Origin of the sequence: Phormidium sp. CCY1219, assembly GCF_035615515.1 — a bacterium.
GTDB lineage: Bacteria > Cyanobacteriota > Cyanobacteriia > Cyanobacteriales > Laspinemataceae > CCY1219.
The window spans coordinates 39,185-63,896 of record NZ_JAJENT010000805.1; the positions used below are offsets into that span (position 1 = coordinate 39,185).

A 24,712-nucleotide genomic window follows, 5' to 3' on the forward strand; every position below is an offset into this window, starting at 1 on the left:
AAGAATAGAGTTAAGAAAAGCGAAAAGGAGGGAAAAATGCCCTTGCAAGAACCGGTGACGACGCGCCATACCGCATCCGCCGAAGAACGAGAATTTGTACTCAAGCAGATTTACAATCAGGTGATAGAGCGTCCGCTTTATGAGTTTGAGCGTCAGCAGCTTGCGGAGTTAGAAAAAGGCTTTATCAAAGGAAAAATCGGGATTCGGCATTTTTTGAAAAGTCTTGCGGTGTCTGAGATTTATTTGGAGACGTTCTACGAACCGAGTTCGAATGTGAAGTTTATTGAGAACGCCTTCAAGCATTTTTTAGGGCGATCGCCCCATGACGAAACCGAAATCCGCGCCTGCGATCGGCTGTTGGTGGAACGAGGGGTGGGAGCAATGGTGTCGGCATTGATCGACTCAGAGGAATACCGCAAGGCGTTTGGTTGTTTTACCGTACCTTACTGGCGCAAGCGGCGTTATGAGTCACCCAATGATTATTTGGAAAACCGCGTTTTGGGAAGCGAACATGCAGGCGATCGCGGCTGGGGACTTCCCACTCTATATTGGCATGAGTTACATTTGGATTGCTCCGGAGGGACTTGTCGTTCCACTTGGACTCCTTCCTCGCGAGTGCGTTCTTAAACCGCTTTCGTGCGAGGCGATCGCGCCCACTGTGTCGGGGGAAGGCGATCGCAAATGGCATTAACTGTCAATTGCTTTGCTCGTCAGAAAAGCCCCACCCCGGAAACAGGGTGGGGCGTTTGCATTTTTTGGCTCCCCCGGGCTACATTCAGCAAGGGTGCAAATTATGCATGCAGATTCAGGGAGGAGAAGTGGAGCGATCGCGGGATCTGGGATTTCCCAGAAGATTTGCGATGCGCGGACCGAGGGCCTCGCGTCACTGCGGATCCATTGAGGCGATCGCCCGGTTCTCATCAGCGCCACAATCCGAGCAGATTTTCATATTTGGCCTTAAAATTTGGAATCAGAACCAGAGCATCCACGGTGTGCCGAGTGCAAAGGAGTCAATCGGGCGTCCATCAGGGGTGTTGGTGCATCTGCCACCCAAGGGGGCAAAATATTCGCTAGGGAATCAACCGGAACGTGGGAAGCGATCGCCCAGGAGAGTCTGAGCCTACTCCATCCCCCGTTTTGCCCGGATGACCCCACCACCGAACCGGGTGAGGGTCACAGGATCGTCCCGAGCGAGATTCATTGTCGTCGTTCAGAAGACTTCTTGTGGTATCTACGATTACTCGTTTTTCTGACAAAAATCCTAGGATAGGAGATGATAGAAGCACAGAGTCCTTTTTCCGGGAAGGATTCAGGGTACGGTTTGAGGAAAACGGGGTGCGCTCCCCACAGGAGCCTACAAGGAGAACCAAATCGAGTAAGTTTCGAGTCAACCTATTTTTCATAACCCCAATGCCAGTAGCCCGGAGTTCCCTTCCCGATTTCTGGGCAATACTCCCGGCGAGAAACTCAGCCCATCGTGGCATGAGCGGCACTCTCTCTACTCGAAACAAAGGACTGCGGCATGATTGTCAAATACCACCTGTAGGCAGAATTCAGAGAACCGGTGGGGTTATTCGGGTCTGCCTGCTGCTTACTGCGTCAGTTCTAATTGCGGATTAGGGCATGAGAGGGGGTAAGTGAGAACCAGCCATCGTCCATTACTCGGCATTCAAACATGATTCATCCCGAAGCTTACTCACCGACTATTGTTGAGACCAATGACCATCGATCTTCCAGGCTACACCATCAGCGAAAAAATTTACGAAGGGGCCAACACCATCGTGTATCGAGCGCGACGCGATCGCGACGAACGACAGGCGATTCTGAAGCTCTTAAAAGCCGAGTATCCCACCCCCGAGGATTTGGCCAAATTCGAACGCGAATATGAAATCGCGAGCCAATTCGATTCTGCGGGCATCGTCAAAGCTTACGCCCTGGAAAACTTTGACGATCGGCAAGTGGCGTTAGTCTTAGAAGATTTTGGCGGGGTCTCCTTGCGAGAGTACCTAAACTCTTTTCGACTCAAGCTCAGTGACTTTTTGCGAATGGCGATCGCCCTAACCGACATTTTAGGGGAACTGCATCACCATAATATTATCCATCGAGATATTCATCCGTTAAATATTATTATTCATCCCAAGACCCAGGAAGTCAAGATTACAGATTTTAGTATTTCCCTGAGCGAGACGCGGGAGGAAGTCAATGCGATCGAGGGCACCTTACCCTATATGTCGCCGGAACAAACCGGGCGGATGAACGCCGGTGTCGATCGCCGCTGTGACTTTTATTCCCTCGGCATCACTTTTTATGAAATGCTCGCCGGGGAACTCCCCTTTAAAACCAGCGATCCGATGGAAATCGTTCACTGTCATATCGCCAAAACCCCGCGATATTTGAGCGATGTCAATTCCGACATTCCGCCGGCCCTGTCCGACATCGTGATGAAATTGCTGGCCAAAACTCCCCAAGAGCGCTATCAAAGTGCCTATGGGATCAAAGCCGATCTCGAACAGTGCTGGCACCAACTGCGGGCCAGGGGTGAGATTGCCAGTTTTCCCCTCGCCCAACAAGACTTATCTGGGGAATTAGTCATCCCGAACAAACTGTATGGTCGCGAGCAAGAAGTGGCGATTTTGCTCGAAACTTACTGGCGAGTCAGTGGTGCGAGTGCATCCGGTGGGCGCTCTCGCGATCGCCAAGTCAAATCCCTCGATGGTAAAAGCGAGATCGTGCTGGTACGCGGATATTCCGGCGTGGGGAAATCTGCCTTAATTGATGCCGTGCATCAACCGATCGTGCGACAAGGCGGCTATTTCATCCGGGGCAAATTCGAGCGCTACAAACACAACACTCCCTATGTGGGGTTAATCGAAGCCTTTCAGGAATTAATGCGCCAGCTCTTGAGTGAAAGTGAAGAAGACATTAATCGCTGGCAAAATAAAATACTCTCCCAGATTGGCAAAAACGGGCAAGTCATTATTGACGTGATTCCGGAAGTGGAACTGATTATTGGGGAGCAGCCGTTGGTGCCTTCCTTGCCCCCCCTAGAAGCACAAAATCGGTTTAACTTAGTTTTTCAACAATTCCTCAGCGTCTTTACCATCGCCGAACATCCTTTAGTGCTGTTTCTCGATGATTTACATTGGGCAGATTCCGCCTCTTTGAAGTTGCTGCATTATATCTTAACTGCCGCCGAAAGTCAATATTTGTTATTGATAGGAGCCTATCGAGAAAACGAAGTAGAAACCGATCGCCGGGGCTTCGAGCATCCTTTATTGCAAACCATAGAAGCGATCGCCGCTTCTGGAGTGCGAGTCACCCCCCTAGAACTGCAACCGTTAAATATTCCGGCCCTCAATCAACTGCTTTGCGAGACCCTCAGTTGTCCGCCGACGCGATCGCAACCCCTGGCGGAATTAATCTACCGCAAAACCCAAGGAAATCCCTTTTTTATCCGGATGCTGCTCAATTCCCTCACCCAAGACAAACTTTTGGCATGCAACCTCAGTGCCGGTCGGTGGGAATGGGATTTGGCAGAAATCGAGAAACTCGATATCACCGATAATGTGGTCGATTTAATGGTCAGAAAAATTCAGCAACTTTCTGAAAACGGGCAAACCGTCCTGCAATTTGCCGCTTGTATTGGCAATTTCTTTTTTCTCGATTTGCTCGCCCTGGTGTGTGAAAAATCCCTGTCCGCCACTGCCGCCGATTTGAAAGAAGCGGTGGAACAAGGATTGATAGTGCCGTTGGAAAATACCTATAAAATTCCCCTGCTATTTGGCAGCACCGAACCCGTGGCATTGCCCGTGGATAATTTAGTCGTCGCTTATCGCTTTTTGCACGATCGCGTCCATCAGGCAGCCTATTCCATGATTCACGACGATCGCACGGAGCAAGTCCATTTAAAAGTTGGCAAACTGATTCTCAAACATACCAATCCCGAAGAACGAGAAGAGAAAATTTTCGACATCGTTCACCATCTCAATCTCGGCGCCAACTGGATTCGCTCCCAAAGCGAAAAATACCGCCTTGCCCGCCTGAATTTAATGGCAGGAGAAAAAGCAAAAGCGGCGATGGCCTATGAAAATGCCGTAAAATATTTAACCCAAGGGTTAGAACTGCTCGCCGCAGATAGCTGGCAGACCCAATATGATTTGACCCTAAATCTCTATGTGGAAATTGTGGAGGCGGAATATTTAAACCGCAATTACCGACGGGCAAGTGCCTTAGGAAAAGTGGCCCTGGAAAATGCCCGAACCCTGCTAGAAAAAATTGCGATTTACGAGAAAAAAATCGAATCGTATGTATCGCAAAACCAAATGCGAAAAGCGATCGACACCGGGTGGGTGGTGCTGAATATGTTGGGCATTACCTTGCCGAAAAAGCCGAACCAACTGCATGTGTTGTGGCAACTGATCCACACGAAATGGGCGATCGCCGGTAAAGCGATGGAAGATTTAGCCGCCTTGCCCGAAATGAGCGATCGCGATCGCTTAGCTGCCATGCGAATTTTAGCGGCGATGACCCCGGCGGCATATGTGGCCTCTCCGGCCATGTTGCACGTGGTAGTGTTTACAATGGTTCAGCTCTCGGTTAAATACGGCAATTCGCCCCTTTCTGCCTTTGCCTATGCCTTTTATGGCGTGCTGCTTTACGGAACCTGGTCCGATATTAAAGGAGGCGATCGCAGCGGTCAACTCGCCTTACGTTTGGTCGAACGCTTGGACGCCAATTCCATCAAAGCCAAAGTGAGTGATTTAGTCTACGCTCATATCAAACATGCCAAACTTCACATCCGCGACACCATCGAACCGCTCTCCCAATCAATTCAAATCGGTCTGGATACCGGCGACCTCGAATGGGCCGGACATTCGGCCCTGCATTATTGCAGTCACAATTTATTTAGTGGAGAACCCCTCGAATCCGTTGTCGAAAAATACGAACAATATATTGCCTGGATGGTCAAAATAAAACTGGAATTCCACATCCAGTATGCCAAAATCTGGGAACAATTCACGTTCAACTTGCGGGAAAATGCGGAAGCTCCTTGGGTACTTTCGGGCAACAGTTTTGATGAAGAAGCAATGTTGCCCAGTTTGGTAGACTCCACCAATACCATGTCTCTGTTTGCCGTCTATCTCGCCAAATCCATGCTGGCATATTTATTTGGCGAACGGGAACGGGCCGTTTTTTACGCCAAACGGGCGGAAAACTACAAACTCGGTGTGGTGGGTTTACTCAGTGCCACGGAGCATAATTTCTATCAGTCCCTTGCCTTACTGGCGAATCTGCGCGACCAGCCGCTTTATCGAAAAATTCAATCTTTGATGCGCGTCACGTTAAATCAGCGAAAAATGAAGCGCTGGGCCACTCATGCTGCCACAAACTATCAACATAAATACGATTTAATCGAGGCAGAAAAGGCGCGGATATTGGGTAAAACCGTGAAAGCAATGGGTTATTACGACCGCGCCATCAAGGCAGCGCGCAAGCAGGGATACCTTCAAGTCGCGGCGATCGCATCGGAACGGGCGGCAGAATTTTACCTGCAATTGGGTCGGGAAAAAATTGCCGCCACATACATGACAATCGCCTACTACACTTACATTCGCTGGGGGGCGACGCGCAAGGTCAAAGAACTCGACACCCAATACCCGCAATTAATCTCGCGCGGATCTGGCGATGACAAACCCAGCGTGATGAGAACCACCACCATTTCTACCACCACCGGCTCTCATGCGGGATTGCTCGACCTCACAGCATTTGTCAAAGCTTCGCAAGCGATTAATGGGGAAATTGTCCTGGATAACCTGCTGCAAAAACTAATGACGATTGTCATGGAAAATGCCGGGGCACAAAAATGCTATCTAATTTTAGAAACCGACGGCAAATTCTATATTGAATCCACCGCTACCGCCGAAGAATCCCAGGTAAAAATTGCCGAACATCTGGCGGTAGAACGCTGCGATCGCCTGCCGGTTTCGGTGATTAATTACGTGGCTCGCACCCAAGAATCGGTGGTTCTAAAAGACGCCAGCACCGAAGAACGCTTCCCCACGGATACCTACATCATCCAACATCAACCCAAATCGATTCTCTGTACCCCCATTCTCCATCAAGGCAAACTTATCGGTCTTCTTTACCTGGAAAACAATCTGATTGCCGGTGCCTTTACGCCCGATCGCCTGGAAGTCTTAAAACTGCTTTCCTCTCAAGCGGCTATCTCGATTGAAAATGCGCGCCTCTATACCAATTTGCTCGGGTTTTCCCAAGAACTAGAAGAGAAAAACCGCGCCTTAGAACAACTCGATCGCCTGAAAGATGAATTCTTAGCCAATACCTCCCACGAATTGCGAACGCCCTTAAATGGCATTATCGGCATTGCTGAATCCATGTTAGATGGTGCCACCGGCGAATTGAGCGAGTTCCAGCGCTCGAATCTGTCTTTAGTCGTCGCCAGTGGTAGAAGTCTCACCCAACTGGTTGACGATTTGCTCGACTTTTCCAAACTCAAACACAAAAACATTCAACTGGATATCAAACCGGTGGGAATGCGGGAAATTGCCGATGTGGTGCTGACCATTTGCCAACCGCTAATCGGCAATAAATCCTTGCAACTCATCAATGCGATCGCCACCGATTTACCCCCGGTGGAGGCGGATGAAAACCGCTTGCAACAAATCTTACATAACTTAGTCGGAAATGCCATTAAATACACCGATTCGGGAGTGGTAGAAGTCTCGGCAGAAATTATCCGCGAACATAAAGGCGTGGAACTCGCCGAGTCTGATTCCCCGGAAAATTCCCCTTCCCCCGAGGGGTACTTAGCCATCTCGGTGCGCGATACCGGAATCGGCATTGAAGATGAAAAATTAAACCGGATTTTTGTCTCCTTCGAGCAGGTAGATGGCTCCAACGCGCGACAATATAGCGGTGTGGGTCTCGGATTAGCCATTACCAAACAACTGGTGGAACTGCACGGGGGTAAAATTTGGGTGGAATCTAAAGTGAATGAAGGGTCGAAATTCACCTTTACATTACCCCTGTCGGCGAATGCCACGGAAAACAAACCGCGTCAGTTAGTCGCACCTTCTGTGCCGCTTCCGCAAAAATCGGCGACCCCTCCGGTTCCGGTTCCCCAACCCACGGAAACCGCACCGAGGGAAGAAAGCCCGATTCCTCAATTCAAACCGATGCGAAACCGGGGCAATGGTGAATTTGAAATTTTAATCGTGGATGACGAACCGATCAATCTTCAAGTCCTCGTCAACCATTTGTCGTTGGAGAATTATTCGATTACCACCGCATCGAATGGTATCGAAGCATTGGAGGCGATCGAGAATGGATTGCGCCCGGATATCATTTTACTCGATGTGATGATGCCCCGGATGACTGGTTATGAAGTCTGTCAAAAAATTCGCGAAACTTTCCCCGCCAACGAACTGCCGGTGGTGCTACTGACGGCGCGCAATCAAACCACGGATATGATGGAGGCATTTGGTGCCGGGGCGAATGATTATCTCACTAAACCGATTTCTAAAAATGAATTGCTGGCGCGGATTAAAATGCACATCCAGCTTTCTAAAATTAACCTGGCATATGCTCGATTCGTTCCGCGCGAGTTCTTGCAGTTTCTCGGGTATGAAAGCATTATCGACGTGCAACTCGGGGACCAAGTGCAGAAGGATATGACGATTTTGTTCTCGGATATTCGCTCGTTTACCAGTTTGTCCGAACGCCTGTCCCCGCGCGAAAACTTTAATTTTATTAACTCTTATTTGAGTCGCGTCGGACCGGTGATTAGAAATTACAATGGGTTTGTGGATAAGTACATCGGGGATGCGGTGATGGCGTTATTTCCGAATCGGGCGGAAGATGCCTTGCAAGCGGCCCTGGATATGCAAAAACAAGTGACGATTTACAACGTTCACCGCCAAAAAAGCGGCTATATGCCGATCGCGATCGGAATCGGTCTGCATACCGGTTCTTTGATGCTGGGCACTATTGGCGAGGAACAGCGCATGGAAACTACGGTGATTTCTGATGCGGTGAATTTGGCGTCGCGGATGGAAGGGTTGACGAAACTTTATGGGGCGTCAATTGCGATTAGCGGCCAAACCCTGATTCATTTGGATGACCCGACGAAGTACAATTATCGCTTTTTGGGCAAGGTGCAGGTGAAGGGGAAAAAAGAATCGGTGGCGGTGTTTGAGGTGTTGGATTGCTATCCGCCGCATTTGGTGGAAATTAAGCTGGATACTCGAACTAAGTTCGAGCGCGGCATTATGCTCTATCAAGGGGAAAAATTCGCCGAAGCTCATCAGTTGTTTAAAAAGGTTTTGGAACAGAATCCCCAAGACCAAGCGGCGCGTTTCTATGTGGATCGCTGCGAGTATTTCTTGAAGCATAATATCTCTCAAGTCTGGGAGGTACTCGATACGCTCAGTGAGAAAATGTAAGCCCGTTTGTTAATCCGAATACTCTCAATTTACGGTAGGGATGCGGCGGTGCCGCGTCCTATTTTTTTGAGTGTTTTTGGCCATTTTAGCCACGGGATCGTCCGGAGTTTTGACCCCCAAGCAAGCAGATAGAAAGCCGATGCCCAGTTCGGGGTGTTGAAGTTGCCGGGGATTGCTGCTATTGATTTAAAATCGGTTCCCAGGCTAAGGGATAGGTATGGCCATTCATTAAATCCCCCACAGGCGATCGCGATCGCTTGAATTGGCGCAAGTTAATGGCGGTCAATTTCAAAAATCTATGCTAAAATAAAATTAGAGAGATTCATTACATTAGATCGGCAACTAAGGTTTGTGCCACATGGCCAGGTGTCCCGAACGCAGAGGGTGAATGACCGGGAGTTTTGCCGAGCGGGTGCAGGTTGAATTTTCGCGATCGCGGCAGGTAAATTGGTTCCGGAATTTTCCCGTGCTATGGACTCCGGATGCGAGACAAGCAGGAAAAAGCGGGATGAGAAAAAACCATTGCCAGAAGTGTCACGGATGGCGGCACATCTGAGACGAAAACCCGACAGAATGGGTTAGTTGCACAGATGAAAATGCAACCCATGACAACCAACCCAACATCGCATCGGTAACAGATCGATTGGCGGTGTCAAGTTAATTGGGGGATGGAAAGGATGGGGTGAAATTTCAGCGATCGAGTCGCCAAAGTGACTTCGGGAACTTCTTCTGGTGGGGTTGCGGGGTCGATAACGGATCCTGACCTGGTGAATAAACAATAGAAAATAGCAACTAGAGAAAAAATTAAGCGTCACTCTATATTAAGGGAGTGTCTACCCCTCAAGGAGATGGTTGAAATGAAAAACAGAACGTTCAATTTACTTCTGACAGTCCCGATTTTAATTATCGGTACGGGTCAGACTGTGGCGAGTCACGGGGGGCGAATGCCTCCAGATTGGAATCGGGCGATCGCCACCGAAGGGTCTCCAGAACAATTCACCGACACTAGATCCCCATCGTTTCTCATTTCCGCCAGAGGGGAAGACTCTGAAGCTTGTCGCTTGTTGGGACTGTGCAAATAATCCGCAAAAGTGACTTGTCAGACGCCGGATATCGACCCGAGGGGGCGATCGCCTCCCGAGGATTTCTCAATCGGGTGAGTCAGGAGATAAAATTGAGTCAAACTTAGAGGTAAACGAGCGTAAAATGAGTCCGGGTAGCTTCTGCGTCGCCATCCATCCAGTGACCATCCCCCAAAGTGGAAGGTTATCACTCCGAGTCGGTTTCTCACCGCTAGGGGCGATAACTGTGGGTGTTATCGCCCCTCCACCCTCCAGGGCGATCGCGCCAGGGGTTCTGGCGTGACAGGGTAGGGTTAGGGTTGTCGATCCGAATTTGCGGGCGCAGTTTTCCCAGAACAACCAGCAAGGAGAAGGGTGATGAGCATTGATTTACTCAAATTTTATCAAGGGTGCAACCCGAGCAAAACCTTAAATTTTGAGAAAGCACAGGACCGACAGTATTATATCGATTTTTCCTCAGTGCGGGGGGGCAAAATCATCGAAGAATTGCGACGAACCATCGTTCGGTTATCGCCAGAAGACCCGACTTGTCAACTGTTTACCGGCCATATCGGATGCGGGAAATCCACGGAATTGCTCAGACTGAAAGCAGAGTTAGAGTCAGAAGGATTTCATGTGGTGTATTTCGAGTCTTCTCAAGATTTAGAGATGGCGGATGTGGATATGTCGGATATTTTGTTGGCGATCGCGAGACAGGTGAGCGAAAATCTCGCGGCGATCGGCATCGAATTGCAGTCGGGATATTTCCACAAACAGTTTCAGGAAATTAGCGAATTTTTGCACGGGATAGAACTGAGCGAAACCCAAGAACTGTCAGGGGCGATCGCGCAAATTACCGATCGCGCCAAAGGTAGTCCCAAACTGCGGACGCAATTGCGACAATATTTAGAACCACGTACCAGTCGAATTTTGCAAGCGATTAATGAAGAAATTCTGCTTCCCGCCACCGCACAGCTGAAAGAACGGGGAAAACAAGGTTTGGTGGCGATTGTGGATAACCTCGATCGGGTGGATAACCGTCCCCTGTCTTCCGGGCGATCGCTTCCCGAGTATTTATTCGTCGATCGCGGCGAACAGCTTCGCAAGCTCAAATGTCACTTAGTGTACACCATTCCCCTCTCCTTAATTTTTTCCCACGAAAGCGAAGCGCTCAAAACCCGATTGGGCGGGGGAGTCGCGCCGAAAGTGCTGCCAATGGTGCCGGTAAAACTGCGATCGGGCAGTCCTTGCGAAGCCGGCTTGAATCTGTTGCGACAAATGATTTTAGCCAGAGCTTTTCCGCACACCGATCCCGACAGCCGAATGCAATATATCGATTGCATTTTCGATACTTCCGACAGTTTAGATCGCCTGTGCAATATCAGTGGCGGACACGTGCGAAACCTGTTAGGATTGATTTTCCGGTGTTTGCAGCGAGAAGATCCGCCCTTTTCGCGCGAAACCATCGAACTGCTGATTGAAGAACGGCGAAACGATTTAATTTTAGCCCTTTCGCCCCACGATTGGGAATTGCTGCGACAGGTTCACGAAACCAAAAATATCAGCAGCGAAGCCACCTATCAAACCTTATTGCGAAGCATGTTCGTGTTTGAATATCGCCACGCCGACGCAGGGCGCTGGTTTGATATCAATCCCATTTTAATCGAAGCCAAAGCATTTAAGCAAGGAAATTTTGGCTCTCGTTCCTTATCCTTCGGGTAATTTCAATTTCCACCCTCCCACGTCCCCTAACGGCACGCGAAATGATCGGATCGTACCATAACCAAGTCACGGCAGCATATAACCAAGACTCTTTAAAAATGCTCCGCCGCGCGATTTCTTTTTCTCAGGGTCAGTTTTCGCTGATTGTGGTGCAGTGCAACTACGCTCCTTTGCGCGATCGCATCAAGCAGCAACTGCAAGAAACCCTCGAGTTGCAGATGCAAGAACTGAGTTTGCAAACCTCCACTAACACGCTTTATCAAAGCATCCAAGCGGCGATCGGCGAAGAAATGCCCCAGGCATTTATGGTGTGGGGACTCGAATCGGTGAACCATCTCGATCGCCTATTTATGGCGGCGAATCAAGTGCGCGAGGAATTTAGAAATCGCTTTCCTTTCCCCTTGGTGTTGTGGATGAATGACGAGGTATTAAAAACCTTTATTCAAGTCGCGCCTGATTTTGAAAGTTGGGGAACCACCATTGAATTTTCGCCCTCCACCGAGGAATTAATCCAGGCGATCGCCAATGCTAGCGATCGGGTTTTCGAGGCAGTTTTGCAAGCCGGTTCCGAGCAATTTATTGCCAATCATTTTATCCTTTCCTCGCGCACTTGCGTAGAACTGGCATTTGCCAAACAGGATTTAGCCGATCGCGGCGTATCCTTAGATCCCGCACTCACCGCCAGTTTGCAATTCGTCCTCGGGCGCGACGACTATGCGAACGATCGCATCGACAGCGCCCTCGCACAATATCAGCAAAGCCTGATGTTTTGGCAAAGCGCCGCTGACAGCGAAACGGTTAAAGACGACGCCGCCCCGGGTGGGGATGGGGGAGAGTATCCGCTGCTGTCTCTCTCCCAGATCGCCCTCGGCGGGAGTCCTTCCCCGGTTATCTGGGAAGTCTCCCCCTCCCCTTACTTAGTGCAACAGGGCGTGTTGCTGTTTCACATTGCCTTGTGCTACTGTCGCCAATCGCAATTGCATCAAGGGGGGAGACACCAGTATCTCATCCGGGCGCGAGACTGCTTTAAACGCTGTATCAAACTCTTTGAAGCCGCGCAACATCCGGAATTGGTGGCGCAGTTTATTGGATTTTTGGGGGAAAATTTGCAGCGCTTAGAACAATGGAGTGCATTGCACGCCGTGGCGAAATCGGCGTTAAAATTGCATCAAACCTATGGGAATGTGCATCAGTTGGCTCAGGATTATGGGTTTTTAGCCGAAGTGGCCCTGCATCGGGAAAACTGGACAGAGGCGCGCCAATGGGCGCAGCTTGCCCTTTCTACGGTGGATAGCGCCCCGACCCCGGTGCGATCGCAGCAGGAAGGGTTATACTTGCTGCTGCTGGCGCGATCGCAGGCGCAACTGGGAGAACCCGGGGAGGCGATCGCCCATCTGCAATCTGCCCGCGATCGCACCAATCCGGAATACGATTTACAGCTTTACCGTCGCATCTTGTCAGAATTGCGATCGCTCTATTTCCGCGATCGGCAATATCTGCAAGCTTTTGAAATCAAGCAAGAACAACGTGCCATCGAGGCGCAATTTGGCTTGCAAGCCTTTATCGGCGCGGGGCGTCTGCACTCCCAACGCCACTCTCTCAACCCCTCCCTCGCCCCCCTTCCCCAACCGGAAAGTGTGGCCCTCGAAATTGCCGCCTCCGGGCGCGAAGAAGATGTGAAATGGGCGATCGACCGTCTGGGGCGCAATGATTTAAAACTCACCGTAATTCACGGCGAATCGGGAGTGGGCAAAAGTTCCTTGCTACAGGCGGGGTTGATTCCGGCGCTGAAACATAGCGCGATTGACGGGCGCAATACATTGCCGATCGTCCTGCAAGTTTACCCGGATTGGATTCGCTGTGTGGCGCAATTCTTAACCGCAGAATTGCAAGAGCTGGGATTGGAAGTTAGCCCCGAATTAGCCGCCATTCAAGCCGATAGCGGTCAAAATTCATCCGACCCGCAAACCAACCGCGATCGAATTTCAATCTTAATCGAACAGTTGCGGCGCAATGGCGATATTAATCTGCTGACGGTTTTAATTCTCGACCAATTTGAAGAATTCTTTTTCGTCCATACCGACCCGCAACAGCGGCTAGAATTTTATCGCTTTCTCGCTCAATGCTTGAACTTACCATTTGTGAAAGTCATTATTGCCTTGCGGGAAGATTATTTGCATTATTTATTGGAATGCGATCGCCTAGTTAATTTAGAAACCATCGACGACGGCGATATCCTCAGTAACAAGATCCGCTACTATCTGGGCAATCTCTCCCGCGACAAAGCCCGCAATGTCATCGAAAGCTTAACCGCCCGGTCTCAATTTTATTTAGAACCGGCTTTAATCGACGAATTAGTAGAAGACTTAGCGGGGAAATTGGGGGAAATCCGCCCCATCGAGTTGCAGGTGGTAGGTGCCCAATTGCAAGCGGAAAACATTACCACCCTGAAGCGCTATCGCGAATCCGGACCGAAAGAAAAACTGGTGGAGCGATTTTTAGAAGAAGTCATCGCCGACTGCGGACCGGAAAACGAGAAAATTGCCAGATTGGTGTTGTATTTCCTCACCGAAGAAAACGGCTTGCGCCCGTTGAAAAGTCGCGCCGAACTCGTCGCCGATTTAACGCCAGAATTGTCCGGCAATCCGGAAAAGTTAGATTTGGTATTAGGGATTTTCGAGAAAGCCGGGTTGGTGTTTATGCTGCGCGAGTTACCCACGAATCGCTATCAGTTAGTTCACGATTATTTGGTGATGTTTATTCGTCAGCAGGAACAAATTAAAGCCAGTTTAAAGGCAGTGAGACAAGAGTTGAATGAGAAAACCCAGTTATTAAAAGAGCGAGACATTGCCCGGGATAAAGAACGACGCGCACAAAAATGGCTCAACCGGGTCATGCAAGGGGCGCTAACCGGGGCGGCGGTTTCGGCGATCGCCCTGGGATGGTTGGCACATAAAGCATTCTCCGAAGGGCAAAATGCCGCGCGGGCGGAAATCGAAGCGCAAAATTTAGCCTCGAAAGCGTTATTATTGTCGAATGACGAGATAGGCAGTTTGTTGGCGGGGGTGAAGGCGGGACGGAAGTTAGGGAAGACCAAAGTGCCCCTGGAATTGAAGATGGAGACCGTGACGCGACTGCAAAAAGCGGTTTATACAATAAGCGAAGTCAACCGCTTGTCAGGGCATAAGAATAGTGTAGTCAGCGTCAGCGTATCGCCGCAGGGGGATGCGATCGCCACGGCAAGTACGGATAAAACCGCGATTCTGTGGGACTGGAAAGGTCGCAAACTGCAGACATTGGTGGGACATACCGACTGGGTGAGAGACGTGGCGTGGTCGCCGAATGGCAAAATCTTGGCCACGGCGAGTTTGGATCGCACGGTAAAACTGTGGCGCTGCGAAGATGGGAGCGAAATCGACACGATTTTCGCTCACGCGAAGGGCGTCACCAGCGTGAGTTTTTCCCCGGATGGGAAATATATTGCCACGGCGAGTCAGGATAAGACGGTAAAAATCTGGACCGTGGAAGGGCAGTTAGTGCGGACGTTGAACGCCCATCGCCAGTCGGTGACCAGTGTGAGCTTTTCCCCGGATGGGCAGATATTGGCCACGGCGAGTTTGGATAAGACGGTGAAATTGTGGCGGATCGACGGGAAGGCGATCGCCACCTTAACCGGGCATAATGATGCCGTGACCCGGGTGAGTTTCAGTCCCGACGGGCAGGCGATCGCCACCGCCAGCGCCGACAATACGGTAAAACTCTGGACACCCGATGGGAGATTGCTTCGCACTTTAGCGGGACATACCGATTGGGTTCTCGGCGTCGCCTTCAGCGCCGACGGCGAAACCCTCGCTACGGCGAGTCAGGATAATCAGGTGATTCTCTGGAGTCGCGGCGGCGATCGCCTGCGAACCTTAACCGGGCATCGCGATGTGGTCTGGAGTGTGAGCTTCGGTCCCGATGGTCAAACCTTACTCACGGGCAGCAGCGATAACACGGTCAAACTCTGGCGCACTCACGATCGCCAGTTGCCCGCCTTCATGGGGCACAGCAAGTCCGTTTTGGTGGTGGGATATTCCCCCACTGGGCGGGTACTCGCTTCTGCGAGTCGGGACAATACGGTGAAACTGTGGAAACCGAATGGGGAGGAAATAGCCAGTTTGCAAGGGCATGAGGATGCGGTGTGGAATCTCAGTTTCAGTCCCGATCGCGAATTGTTTGCTACCGCCAGTGAAGACCAAACCGTGAATATTTGGAGCAAGTCGCGCCAAGGGTTAGTGAGAACCTTGCAGGGACATACCGCCCCGGTCCTGGCGGTGAGTTTTAGTCCCGATGGCCAGATTTTGGTATCTGGAAGTGAGGACGGCATGGCAATGGTGTGGTCCCGCGACGGCACTCAGCTTCGCAGCATTGTCGCTCATGCAAAAGGGATTAATAGTATCGGATTTTCGCCGGACGGTCAAGCGATCGCTACCGCAAGTGAGGACAATATGGTGAAACTCTGGACCCGCGAAGGGACGCTGGTGAATACCTTGGCCGGGCATACCGACCAGGTGTATAGCGTCGCGTTTTCCCCCGACGGCGATCGCATTGCTACGGCAAGTGGGGATAATACGGTGAAACTCTGGACTCGCCAGGGGAAGGAGATCGCCACCCTCGAGGCGCATATTGGCTCTGTATATTGGGTCAGCTTCAGCCCCGATGGCAAAACCCTCGCCTCCGCCAGTGCGGATAAAACGGTGAGATTGTGGAGCGCAGAGGGGCAATTGCTTACGGTGTTGGAAGGTCATACCAAGCCGGTCCTCAGTCTCAGTTTCAGCCCCGATGGCAAAACGATCGCCTCCGCCAGTGAGGATGAAACGGTGATTCTGTGGAATTTGGATCTGGATAATTTGCTCGATCGCGGTTGCGATTGGTTGGGGAACTATCTGGCGTACAATCCCACGGTGAAACGAAGCGATCGCGATTTGTGCGGTGGGATTATTCTACAGCGTTAATCTCGGGGAATACCGATGCATGATGCAACAGAATTTATCGCCACGGTAGGGATGGTAGGGTGGGCAATGCCCACCCTACTTTATTCACGACAACCTTTCCATATCACCCGCATTTGGGTTTAGAAAACTGCAGGGCGGGTGGTGCATAAAACCTCATGCAGGTTCACCACATTCCCAATCACCGCGATCGCCGGTGCTTCAAATCCGCTGGATTCCACTTTCTGGGCGATCGTCTCTAGGGTAGCGATCAGTTCTTCTTGGTCCGATCGCGTCCCCCAGCGAATCAAGGCGATCGGGGTTTGCGGACTCAATCCCGCTTCGGTAAGCTGTCTCACGATATCCCCGAGGTTGTGAACTCCCATGTAAATGGCGATGGTTTCCGAACCGCGCGCGATCGCTTCCCAATTCACCTGGGGGCGATACTTGCCCACCGCCTCGTGACCGGTGACAAATGTCACTGAAGAGCTATATTTGCGATGGGTGAGGGGAATTCCCGCATACGCCGGGGCGGCAATTCCCGAGGTCACTCCCGGCACAACTTCCACCGGCACCCCCGCCGCAATTAAATCTTCCATCTCCTCTCCGCCGCGACCAAACACAAACGGATCGCCGCCTTTGAGCCGTACCACCACCGCCCAATCCTGCGCCTTTTCTATCAAAATCTGCGTGGTTTTTGCTTGCTCCAGGGAATGTCTTCCCCGACGCTTCCCGGCGTGGATGCGTTCCGCCTGCGGGTTAATCTTGTCTAAAATTTGTGGGCTGACCAACGCATCGTACACCACCACATCGGCATGTTCTAATAACGTTTTGCCCTTCACCGTCAGCAAACCCGGATCTCCCGGTCCGGCACCCACTAAGTAAACTTTTCCGATTGCTTTGCTTCCATTCATCGTCATTTGAGATTATACCATTTACCCGATTATTTCGTCAATTGCGTTAAAGTTAAGTTGTCATTTTAACTGGATTTCAATCAGACATATTTTGCCCTTAATTTTACTGTATTTTCACCTTATTAGCTAGTTTTTGGGTCGCTTTAAGAACTAGGAGGCGGATTTTTTGACCTCTTATTTTGTATTCGTCATCAACCCTTGTTATTTCCACCCTAACTCCACCTTTAGTGTCAATTTGTACGTTTCATTACCAGTGTCCTGCTTACATGTGCATCTTGCATTCATTCTATCCGATTTTTACATCCACCCCCCTCGGAGAGGAGAAAAATCTCCGAACCCCTGAGAATTGGCAGAAATGCGCCGGGTGACTCCCGAGAATGGTACACTCATCGGCAGGATCGTTACTATAGCGTAAAATCTCATGGATGTAGAAGCTTTTTTTACCGTTCACCGGGATATGCCCCGGGAAGGGCCGGGAAGCGACGAGGCAACCCGGGAGGCGATTCGCCGCCTGCCTTCTTTGCCACCGTCGCCGCGCATCTTGGATGTGGGATGCGGTCCGGGACGACAAAGTTTGGTTTTGGCGCGAGAACTGAATGCTACGGTGACGGCGGTGGACATTTTTCCGCATTTTTTGCAGGGTTTGCGCCACCGGGCGTCAGATGCCGGAATGAGCGATCGCATCATCACCCGAGAAGCGGATATGGCAGAGTTGTCCGATGCCCCGGGTAGTTTCGATGTGATTTGGTCGGAAGGGTCGATTTATATCGTGGGTTTTGCCACTGGGTTGCGCTTGTGGCGTTCCCTGCTGCGCCCGGGGGGATTTTTGGTGGCGAGTGAATGCACCTGGATTGCGGAAAATCCGCCCGCTGAAGCCCTAGAGTTTTGGCAGGGTGAATATCCGGGGATGACCACGATCGCAGAAAACCTCAAAACCGCAACTGAGACCGGATATCAGGTTTTGGATAATTTTACCTTACCGCGATCGAACTGGTGGGATGAATATTATCACCCCCTGCGCCAACGCATTGCTGAGTTACGCGCCGCCGGCAATCTCAACCCACAATTATCCCAAATTATTGCGGAAACCGAACGCGAAATCGACATTTGCGATCGCTTTGGCGAGACCTTCGCCTATGTTTTTTACCTGATGCAAAAGGTTTGACATTGCCGATTTCATCCCATTTTGGGACTTACGTATCCCCCCGAAAGTTACCTTTGTGTATATATGGCACTTGGGTTGACAATCGTGAGGTAGGCAATGCCCGCCCTACATACTACTGGAGTTGACAATCGTGAGGTGGGCAATGCCCACCCTACATAGCATAATGTTTAACTCACTTCTAAAGTTCGCAAACGATTGAGGGCGGCGGCTAATTCAAAGCGACGAAACATCGCTAAATCCCCTTCGGGAAAGCGGGTTAAAATATCCAATCCTTGAGAGTCAATATCCTCCATCACCGCATCGAGGATTTCCGCGAGCGATCGCTGACCATCCATATATTGCTCTTTCGCGTACACCATTGCGGCGGCGATCGCTTGCAGTTGACAGCGCTCGACAATTTGCTCCACGGAACCCAAATCGATATCTTCCGTACCAAACATCACCTCATCTACATCTCGCACTTTCAGGCGCACGTCGCGCTTGCCTTTGCTGGGGTCGAGACTCTTGGGGCGGGGGATGCGCGGGGTAATTTCGCCGAAGCGATCGCCCCCTTCGGGAGTGCGCCCGGTGGTATATTCCCGGGCGATCGCTTTTGCTTTTTCGGTCACATCATACACCTGGAAATTCTCCATTGCGATAGTGACGGAAGCGACATCAAAATAATCCCCACTGCCGCCCATCACCAAAATCGTGGAAACGCCGCTGTCTGCCAATTGTTGAACTTTATCGATAAACGGCGTAATCGGTTCTTTTTCTTTGGCAATCAACGTTTGCATCCGGCGATCGCGAATCATAAAATTGGTAGCGGCGGTATCTTCATCCACCAACAACACCCTTGCCTGCGCTTCTAGGGCCTCCATAATATTCGCCGCTTGGGAGGTACTCCCACTGGCATTGGTAGTAGAAAAATTGCGGGTGGAGCGTTTTTGGGGCAAATGATTGATAAACGGGGAAATATCCACCCCCACCACACTGCGCCCATCTTCAGCGCGAATTTTCATTGCAGCGGGATCCGTGAGCACAAATTCCCGCCCGTCGCCGGGGATATGGTCATACACCCCGCGCTCGATCGCCTTGAGGAGGGTAGATTTGCCGTGATAGCCGCCGCCGACAATCAGGGTGACGCCGGTAGGAATCCCCATCCCCGAGATTTTACCGCGATTCGGACAATCGAATTGTACTTCTAATGACGGGGGGGAGACGAAGGGAACCGCTTCCGAGGAGCTTAAGGGGCGATCGTCTATCCCACTGCGGCGCGGGAGGATGGCATCGTTGGCGACAAAAGCGACTAACCCGCGATCGCGAAGCTGCGATCGCAACCAATCCGCATCTTCCACAGTTTCCACATGCTGCTGAATCTGTTTCCCATCCAGATGGGCGTAAATCGCCACTTCTTCCACGATTTGCGGGATATCTTCGCAAAGCATTTCTGCCGCTTGATAGCCTAAAATCCGTCGCCCTTTCGCCGGGAGTCCCACAGTAAAGCGAATTTCGATAAACTCTTCATTGACAAATGCTGCAGTGCGTTCGAGTACCGCTTGCGTCACTCGCGCGATCGCAATTTGCCCGCTTTTTCCGGTCCCCCGGCGGGTGGATACCTCCCGGGCGGCGTCGGAAAATTCCCGGGTCAAATAATCCCGCAATGCCACTTCTCGACTGCGAGACTGGTACAGTTTCCGGGGAAATCCCGCCACTGACTGGGGAATGCGAACCCACAATTTGCTCGGGGCGGCAAACGGATCCCCCTGCACGTATTCGACGATTAAGGTAAACTCGCCAAAGTCATAGCTGCCTTGAATGTCTTTATAAGCCTTGTAACTCCTGTTGTCTAGTTGTACTAATTTCTGACGCAGGTTTCGATGATGCATGTCCCAAAAATGACTACTCCGAACCGATGAAACCGTCGTTCCGCGCTAGCAGAACTCAGCTCCGCTTCTATTTTCCCACGTTCTCATCCAGAAAACCCACTTCAACGTTCTGCAACAGCCGTTAAAATTAGCAATAGACCAAAACTAAAGACTCTGCGAGGAGAACTATGTCTACGACAATGGCATTAACCCCGGACAATGTGGAAACCGTTCTAGACGAACTGCGCCCCTATCTGATGGCGGATGGTGGAAACGTGGAACTCGTCGAACTCGAAGGCCCGATTGTCAAGCTGCGACTACAGGGCGCTTGTGGTTCTTGCCCGAGTTCCACCATGACCTTAAAAATGGGAATCGAGCGCAAATTGCGCGAATCCATCCCCGAGATTGCTGAAGTCGAACAAGTGATGTAAGTTCAGTAATTAACCAGGCTCAGAGGTCCCCGGTAAAATCGCCACCGGACCTCTGAGTGGCGTTTTCTGGCTACTGTACTGTTCGCGGTAATCGACCTATGCCTCATCCGCTTTATGTTGCCTTTATCTGGCATCAGCATCAGCCACTTTATAAAAGCCGATTTGGCGGTCAATATCGACTGCCTTGGGTGCGACTGCACGGAACCAAAGACTATCTGGATTTAGTGCTGATTTTGGCACGCTATCCGAAACTGCATCAAACGGTGAATTTAGTGCCGTCATTAATCCTACAGCTCGAGGATTACGTCCAGGGCACGGCATTGGATCCTTATTTAACGGCAGCCCTGACACCAGAAGACCAGCTCAGTGTAGAACAAAAGCATTTTATTGTCGAGCATTTCTTTGATGGCAACCACCATACGTTAATCGACCCCCATCCGCGCTACGCCGAACTGTACGCCCAACGACAGGAGAAGGGAAGAGGATGGTGCTTGGAGAATTGGACCGAGCAAGATTATAGCGATTTGCTCGCGTGGCACAATCTGGCATGGATCGACCCGATTTTTTGGGATGACCCGGATATTGAAGGGTGGTTGAAGAAAGGGCGGAACTTTAGCTTGAGCGATCGCCAGCGCATCTACTCCAAACAACGGGAAATTATCGGCAAAATCATCCCCCAACACCGCCAAATGCAAGATGCGGGTCAGTTGGAAGTCACCACCACCCCCTACACCCACCCGATTTTACCCTTATTGGCGGATACGGATGCCGGTCGGGTGGCGGTTCCGGAGATGGAATTGCCTCACCAGCGCTTCCAGTGGGAAGAAGACCTTCCCCGCCACCTGAGCAAAGCGCGACAGATGTATCGAGACCGATTCGGGCGCGAACCGCGCGGATTGTGGCCCTCAGAACAGTCGGTGAGTCCGTCAATTTTGCCTCATGTGGCCCGGGAAGGGTTTCGCTGGTTGTGTTCGGATGAGGCAGTATTGGGGTGGACCTTGCAGCACTTTTTCCATCGCGATGGGGCGGGAAATCTGGGAGAACCGGAATATCTATATCGCCCTTATCGGTTGGAAACCCCGCATGGGGATTTGGCGATGGTGTTTCGAGACCACCGCTTATCGGATTTAATTGGATTTACCTACGCAACGATGGAACCGCGCAAAGCGGCATCGGATTTAATCGGGCATTTGGAATCGATCGCCTATTCTCTGAAAAATCGCCAACCGAATGGGGCGCAGAGTGGGTTGGAACGTCCCTGGTTGGTGACGATCGCCCTGGATGGGGAAAATTGCTGGGAATTTTACCAACGCGATGGCGAACTGTTCCTGGATGCGCTTTATCAAAAACTGAGCCATCATTCGGAAATTGAGTTGGTTACGGTGTCGGAGTTTATCGAGAAATTCCCGCCTACGGAAACTTTACCCAGCGATCGCCTACACAGCGGGTCTTGGGTGGATGGCAGTTTCACCACCTGGATCGGCGATCCGGCAAAAAATCGCGCCTGGGATTTGCTGACTCAGGCAAGAGAAACCCTCGCCAATCATCCGGAAGCAACCGAGGAAACCAATCCGGAAGCGTGGGAAGCATTATATGCGGCGGAAGGGTCTGACTGGTTTTGGTGGTTTGGCGAAGGTCATTCCTCCAATCAGGATGCCATGTTCGACCAGTTGTTTCGCGAACATGTGGCGGCAATTTACAAGGCCCTGGACGAACCAATCCCAGACGAAGTGCTCCAACCGGTGGAAAAACACGAACGACAGCGCGATCGCACGCCGCAAAGCTTTATCCATCCGAAAATTGATGGGATTGGCGACGAACAAGATTGGGATAAAGCCGGTCGCATCGAAATCGGTGGCGCAAGAGGCACCATGCACCGCAGCGGCCCGATTCAGCGGTTGTGGTATGGGGTGGATCACTTGCATTTCTACTTGCGGGTGGATTTCAAAACGGGAACCGAATTCGGCAAAGATTGCCCGCCCGAGTTCAATTTGCTCTGGTATTATCCCGATCGCACTATGCACAACAGTCCGGTACCCTTGAAGGAACTCCCGGCGCGCCCTCCTCTGGATTATTTGTATCACAATTATCTGGGGATTAATTTAGTCACCCATTCGGTATGGTTCCAAGAAGCGCGGGAGGATTTTCAGTGGAAACCGCGTCAGGGCCGGGCACAAGTGGCTGTAGATAAGTGCTTGGAAATTGCAGTGCCCTGGGCGGATTTGCCCTCGGATCCGGATTGGTGGTTGCATTTGGCGATCGTTCTCTCCGAGGGCGGGCGCTTCCGGGATTATCTACCGGAAAATTCGCTGATTCCGATTCAGATGCCGTAAGGTGATGCGATATCATTGACAACCATTGTGACTCACTCTGTTTTCCAGCCTAGGCTGGAAAACAGGGTGGGGAGGAACCAATAGTGAGAGACCGAGAGGGGCGGGGAATATCTGTCTGAGGGGTGATGCGATCGCACCGCTAGTGTGGTTTAAAATTCGATTTTACTGCCAATTTAGGTAAATTGCAAAGCGCTCTTGTAAGGGATGGGAAACAATATGGTTAGACGTTCTCGACAACGGCAATCTTTGGCGTGGGGATGGTTAGAAGAATTCGACGAACTCGTGCGAGGAGTGTCGGGGGGCTTTTTGTTTGGAATTCCGCTCCTATACACGATGGAAGTGTGGTGGATTGGCTCGTTTAGTAGAGCGCCGATGCGATTGGGAGCGCTGGCGGTGACGTATTTTGTGGTGTTTGTGTTTAATCGCACGGTGGGATTTCGGGACAATCAAGATATCAAGAGTCGCTGGCGAGATCCGGCGATGGAAAGTGTGGAAGCGATCGCCATTGGGTTGGTATGTACCACGTTGACTTTGATATTGTTGGGACAAATCAACCCTCGCACGCCGTTGAATGAAATTCTCGGAAAAGCGATTTTTGAAGGGTTGCCTTTTTCTCTGGGAGTGGCGCTGGCGACTTCGCTGATGAGTGGCGATCGCTACGACTCGGAGAATGGAAATGGCGATCGCGATTCTCACGAGAATGACAGTTGGATGCTCAGTCAAATGGAACCATCAGCGGATATTGGCGCGACGTTACTGGGGGCGATTTTTATTGCCTTTAGCATTGCACCTACCGATGAAGTGGCGATGCTGGCGGCAAGTGCCTCACCTCAAGGGTTAGCTGCGATCGCCTTGTCTTCCTTGCTGATTTCCTATGGGATTGTATTTTCGGCGGGATTCCGGGGTCAGGAGAAGCGATTCAAACAGCAAGGAATGTTTCAAAAACCCGTGGGAGAAACCGTGATGTGCTATCTGGTGTCCCTCGCCGCTTCGGTGGTGATGTTATCGTTTTTTCAGAAAGTGACCTTTAGCGATCCCTGGCAAATTTGGGTCAGCTATACGATTATATTGGGTCTTCCGGCAAGTATCGGCGGTGCTGCAGGGAGATTGGCGGTATGAGTCGCGGTGAAATCAATAACAGAACCCAGAGAAAAGAGATAGCCGGGCGATCGCCTGCAGAGTGGGTGACGTTTGCCATTGGGTTGGTAATCTTGGGGATTTCTATCGTATTGGTGGGGTATGATTGGACCAACCATCGCGAAAATCCGCCAGTGATTTCCGTGAAGCAATCTGGAGAAGTTAGAGCGTATAACGGGCAGTTTTACGTGCCGTTTACGGTGAAGAATGAAGGGGGAGAAACCGCGGCTGCAGTACGGGCGATCGCCGAACTGAAAATTGATGGCGAAATTGAAGAAAAGGGAGAATTGGAAATTGATTTTTTGTCGCAAGATGAAACGGAATCCGGGGCATTTATTTTCACCCAAAATCCCGATGACGGTCAGTTGGTTTTGCGGATTTCTAGTTATAAATTGCCCTAGTCACAACAGCAGGGGGTTACAAATTCCCCGGCTCATCGCTTTATACCCGCAGCAGGTTAAAAACCCCCGGCTCATCGCTTTATACCCGCAGCAGGTTACAAACCCCCCGGCTCATCGCTTTATACCCGCAGGGGGTTACAAATTCCCCGGCTCATCGCTTTATACCCGCAGGGGGTTACAAATTCCCCGGCTCATCGCTTAATACCCGCAGGGGGTTAAAAACCCCCGGCTCATAGCTTAAGTCGTCTAAAGACGACTGATAGATA

General features: G+C 51.0%; 12 protein-coding genes. 10 read left to right on the plus strand and 2 right to left on the minus strand.

The window, feature by feature from the left end; translation table 11 throughout:
• Window positions 1-36 precede the first annotated feature (36 nt).
• From LKK83_RS24990 to LKK83_RS25010, 5 genes are all read left to right on the plus strand, one after another.
• On the plus strand, window positions 37-627 hold the full coding sequence (locus LKK83_RS24990) for a phycobilisome rod-core linker polypeptide (protein WP_324634149.1): 591 nt from the start codon (window positions 37-39) through the stop codon (window positions 625-627).
• Between the two features lie 1,091 nt (window positions 628-1,718).
• Window positions 1,719-8,462, plus strand: coding sequence for an AAA family ATPase (locus tag LKK83_RS24995; RefSeq protein ID WP_324634150.1), 6,744 nt, complete (start codon window positions 1,719-1,721; stop codon window positions 8,460-8,462).
• An 857-nt stretch (window positions 8,463-9,319) separates the two neighbouring features.
• The gene (locus LKK83_RS25000) at window positions 9,320-9,544 is read left to right on the plus strand and encodes a hypothetical protein (protein ID WP_324634151.1); all 225 of its coding nucleotides are present in this window, start codon (window positions 9,320-9,322) and stop codon (window positions 9,542-9,544) included.
• A 357-nt stretch (window positions 9,545-9,901) separates the two neighbouring features.
• Window positions 9,902-11,245 carry an ATP-binding protein gene (locus LKK83_RS25005; protein ID WP_324634152.1) on the plus strand — a complete coding sequence of 448 codons (1,344 nt, stop codon included), beginning with the start codon at window positions 9,902-9,904 and terminating at the stop codon, window positions 11,243-11,245.
• 98 nt (window positions 11,246-11,343) lie between these two features.
• Entirely contained in the window at window positions 11,344-16,242 is a 4,899-nt protein-coding gene (locus LKK83_RS25010) for an nSTAND1 domain-containing NTPase (RefSeq protein WP_324634153.1), read from the plus strand.
• A 119-nt stretch (window positions 16,243-16,361) separates the two neighbouring features.
• Here LKK83_RS25010 and cobA read toward each other — a convergent pair whose 3' ends face one another.
• Window positions 16,362-17,132, minus strand: a complete 771-nt coding sequence (gene cobA / locus LKK83_RS25015; protein WP_324634162.1) for a uroporphyrinogen-III C-methyltransferase — start codon at window positions 17,130-17,132, stop codon at window positions 16,362-16,364.
• A 421-nt stretch (window positions 17,133-17,553) separates the two neighbouring features.
• Between cobA and LKK83_RS25020 the strand changes: the two genes are divergently transcribed.
• Window positions 17,554-18,297, plus strand: coding sequence for an SAM-dependent methyltransferase (locus LKK83_RS25020; protein ID WP_324634154.1), 744 nt, complete (start codon window positions 17,554-17,556; stop codon window positions 18,295-18,297).
• Window positions 18,298-18,464: 167 nt separating this feature from the next.
• Here LKK83_RS25020 and LKK83_RS25025 read toward each other — a convergent pair whose 3' ends face one another.
• A complete protein-coding gene (locus LKK83_RS25025) occupies window positions 18,465-20,165 on the minus strand; it encodes an ABC-ATPase domain-containing protein (RefSeq protein ID WP_324634155.1) in 1,701 nt (566 codons plus the stop codon).
• Between the two features lie 167 nt (window positions 20,166-20,332).
• On the opposite strand from LKK83_RS25025, the gene LKK83_RS25030 reads away from it, so the two are divergent.
• The 4 genes from LKK83_RS25030 (at window position 20,333) to LKK83_RS25045 (ending at window position 24,446) form a co-directional block, all read left to right on the plus strand.
• Complete coding sequence (locus LKK83_RS25030; protein WP_324634156.1) at window positions 20,333-20,575, plus strand: NifU family protein; 243 nt, start codon at window positions 20,333-20,335, stop codon at window positions 20,573-20,575.
• A 98-nt stretch (window positions 20,576-20,673) separates the two neighbouring features.
• On the plus strand, window positions 20,674-22,908 hold the full coding sequence (locus LKK83_RS25035; protein ID WP_324634157.1) for a glycoside hydrolase: 2,235 nt from the start codon (window positions 20,674-20,676) through the stop codon (window positions 22,906-22,908).
• 216 nt (window positions 22,909-23,124) lie between these two features.
• Complete coding sequence (locus tag LKK83_RS25040; protein ID WP_324634158.1) at window positions 23,125-24,027, plus strand: TIGR02587 family membrane protein; 903 nt, start codon at window positions 23,125-23,127, stop codon at window positions 24,025-24,027.
• Window positions 24,024-24,446: a TIGR02588 family protein gene (locus LKK83_RS25045; protein WP_324634159.1), complete on the plus strand. Its 423-nt coding sequence runs from the start codon at window positions 24,024-24,026 to the stop codon at window positions 24,444-24,446. The genes LKK83_RS25040 and LKK83_RS25045 overlap by 4 nt, the downstream gene beginning before the upstream one ends.
• Window positions 24,447-24,712: the final 266 nt, after the last annotated feature.

Bases quoted from the DNA above. Each gene is read 5' to 3' on its own strand.
- LKK83_RS25040 (WP_324634158.1), top strand. From the start codon at position 23,125: ATGGTTAGACGTTCTCGACAACGGCAATCTTTGGCGTGGGGATGGTTA.
- LKK83_RS24990 (WP_324634149.1), top strand. From the start codon at position 37: ATGCCCTTGCAAGAACCGGTGACGACGCGCCATACCGCATCCGCCGAA.
- LKK83_RS25025 (WP_324634155.1), bottom strand. From the start codon at position 20,165: ATGCATCATCGAAACCTGCGTCAGAAATTAGTACAACTAGACAACAGG.
- LKK83_RS25045 (WP_324634159.1), top strand. From the start codon at position 24,024: ATGAGTCGCGGTGAAATCAATAACAGAACCCAGAGAAAAGAGATAGCC.
- LKK83_RS24995 (WP_324634150.1), top strand. From the start codon at position 1,719: ATGACCATCGATCTTCCAGGCTACACCATCAGCGAAAAAATTTACGAA.
- LKK83_RS25035 (WP_324634157.1), top strand. From the start codon at position 20,674: ATGCCTCATCCGCTTTATGTTGCCTTTATCTGGCATCAGCATCAGCCA.
- LKK83_RS25010 (WP_324634153.1), top strand. From the start codon at position 11,344: ATGCTCCGCCGCGCGATTTCTTTTTCTCAGGGTCAGTTTTCGCTGATT.
- cobA (WP_324634162.1), bottom strand. From the start codon at position 17,132: ATGAATGGAAGCAAAGCAATCGGAAAAGTTTACTTAGTGGGTGCCGGA.
- LKK83_RS25030 (WP_324634156.1), top strand. From the start codon at position 20,333: ATGTCTACGACAATGGCATTAACCCCGGACAATGTGGAAACCGTTCTA.
- LKK83_RS25000 (WP_324634151.1), top strand. From the start codon at position 9,320: ATGAAAAACAGAACGTTCAATTTACTTCTGACAGTCCCGATTTTAATT.
- LKK83_RS25020 (WP_324634154.1), top strand. From the start codon at position 17,554: ATGGATGTAGAAGCTTTTTTTACCGTTCACCGGGATATGCCCCGGGAA.
- LKK83_RS25005 (WP_324634152.1), top strand. From the start codon at position 9,902: ATGAGCATTGATTTACTCAAATTTTATCAAGGGTGCAACCCGAGCAAA.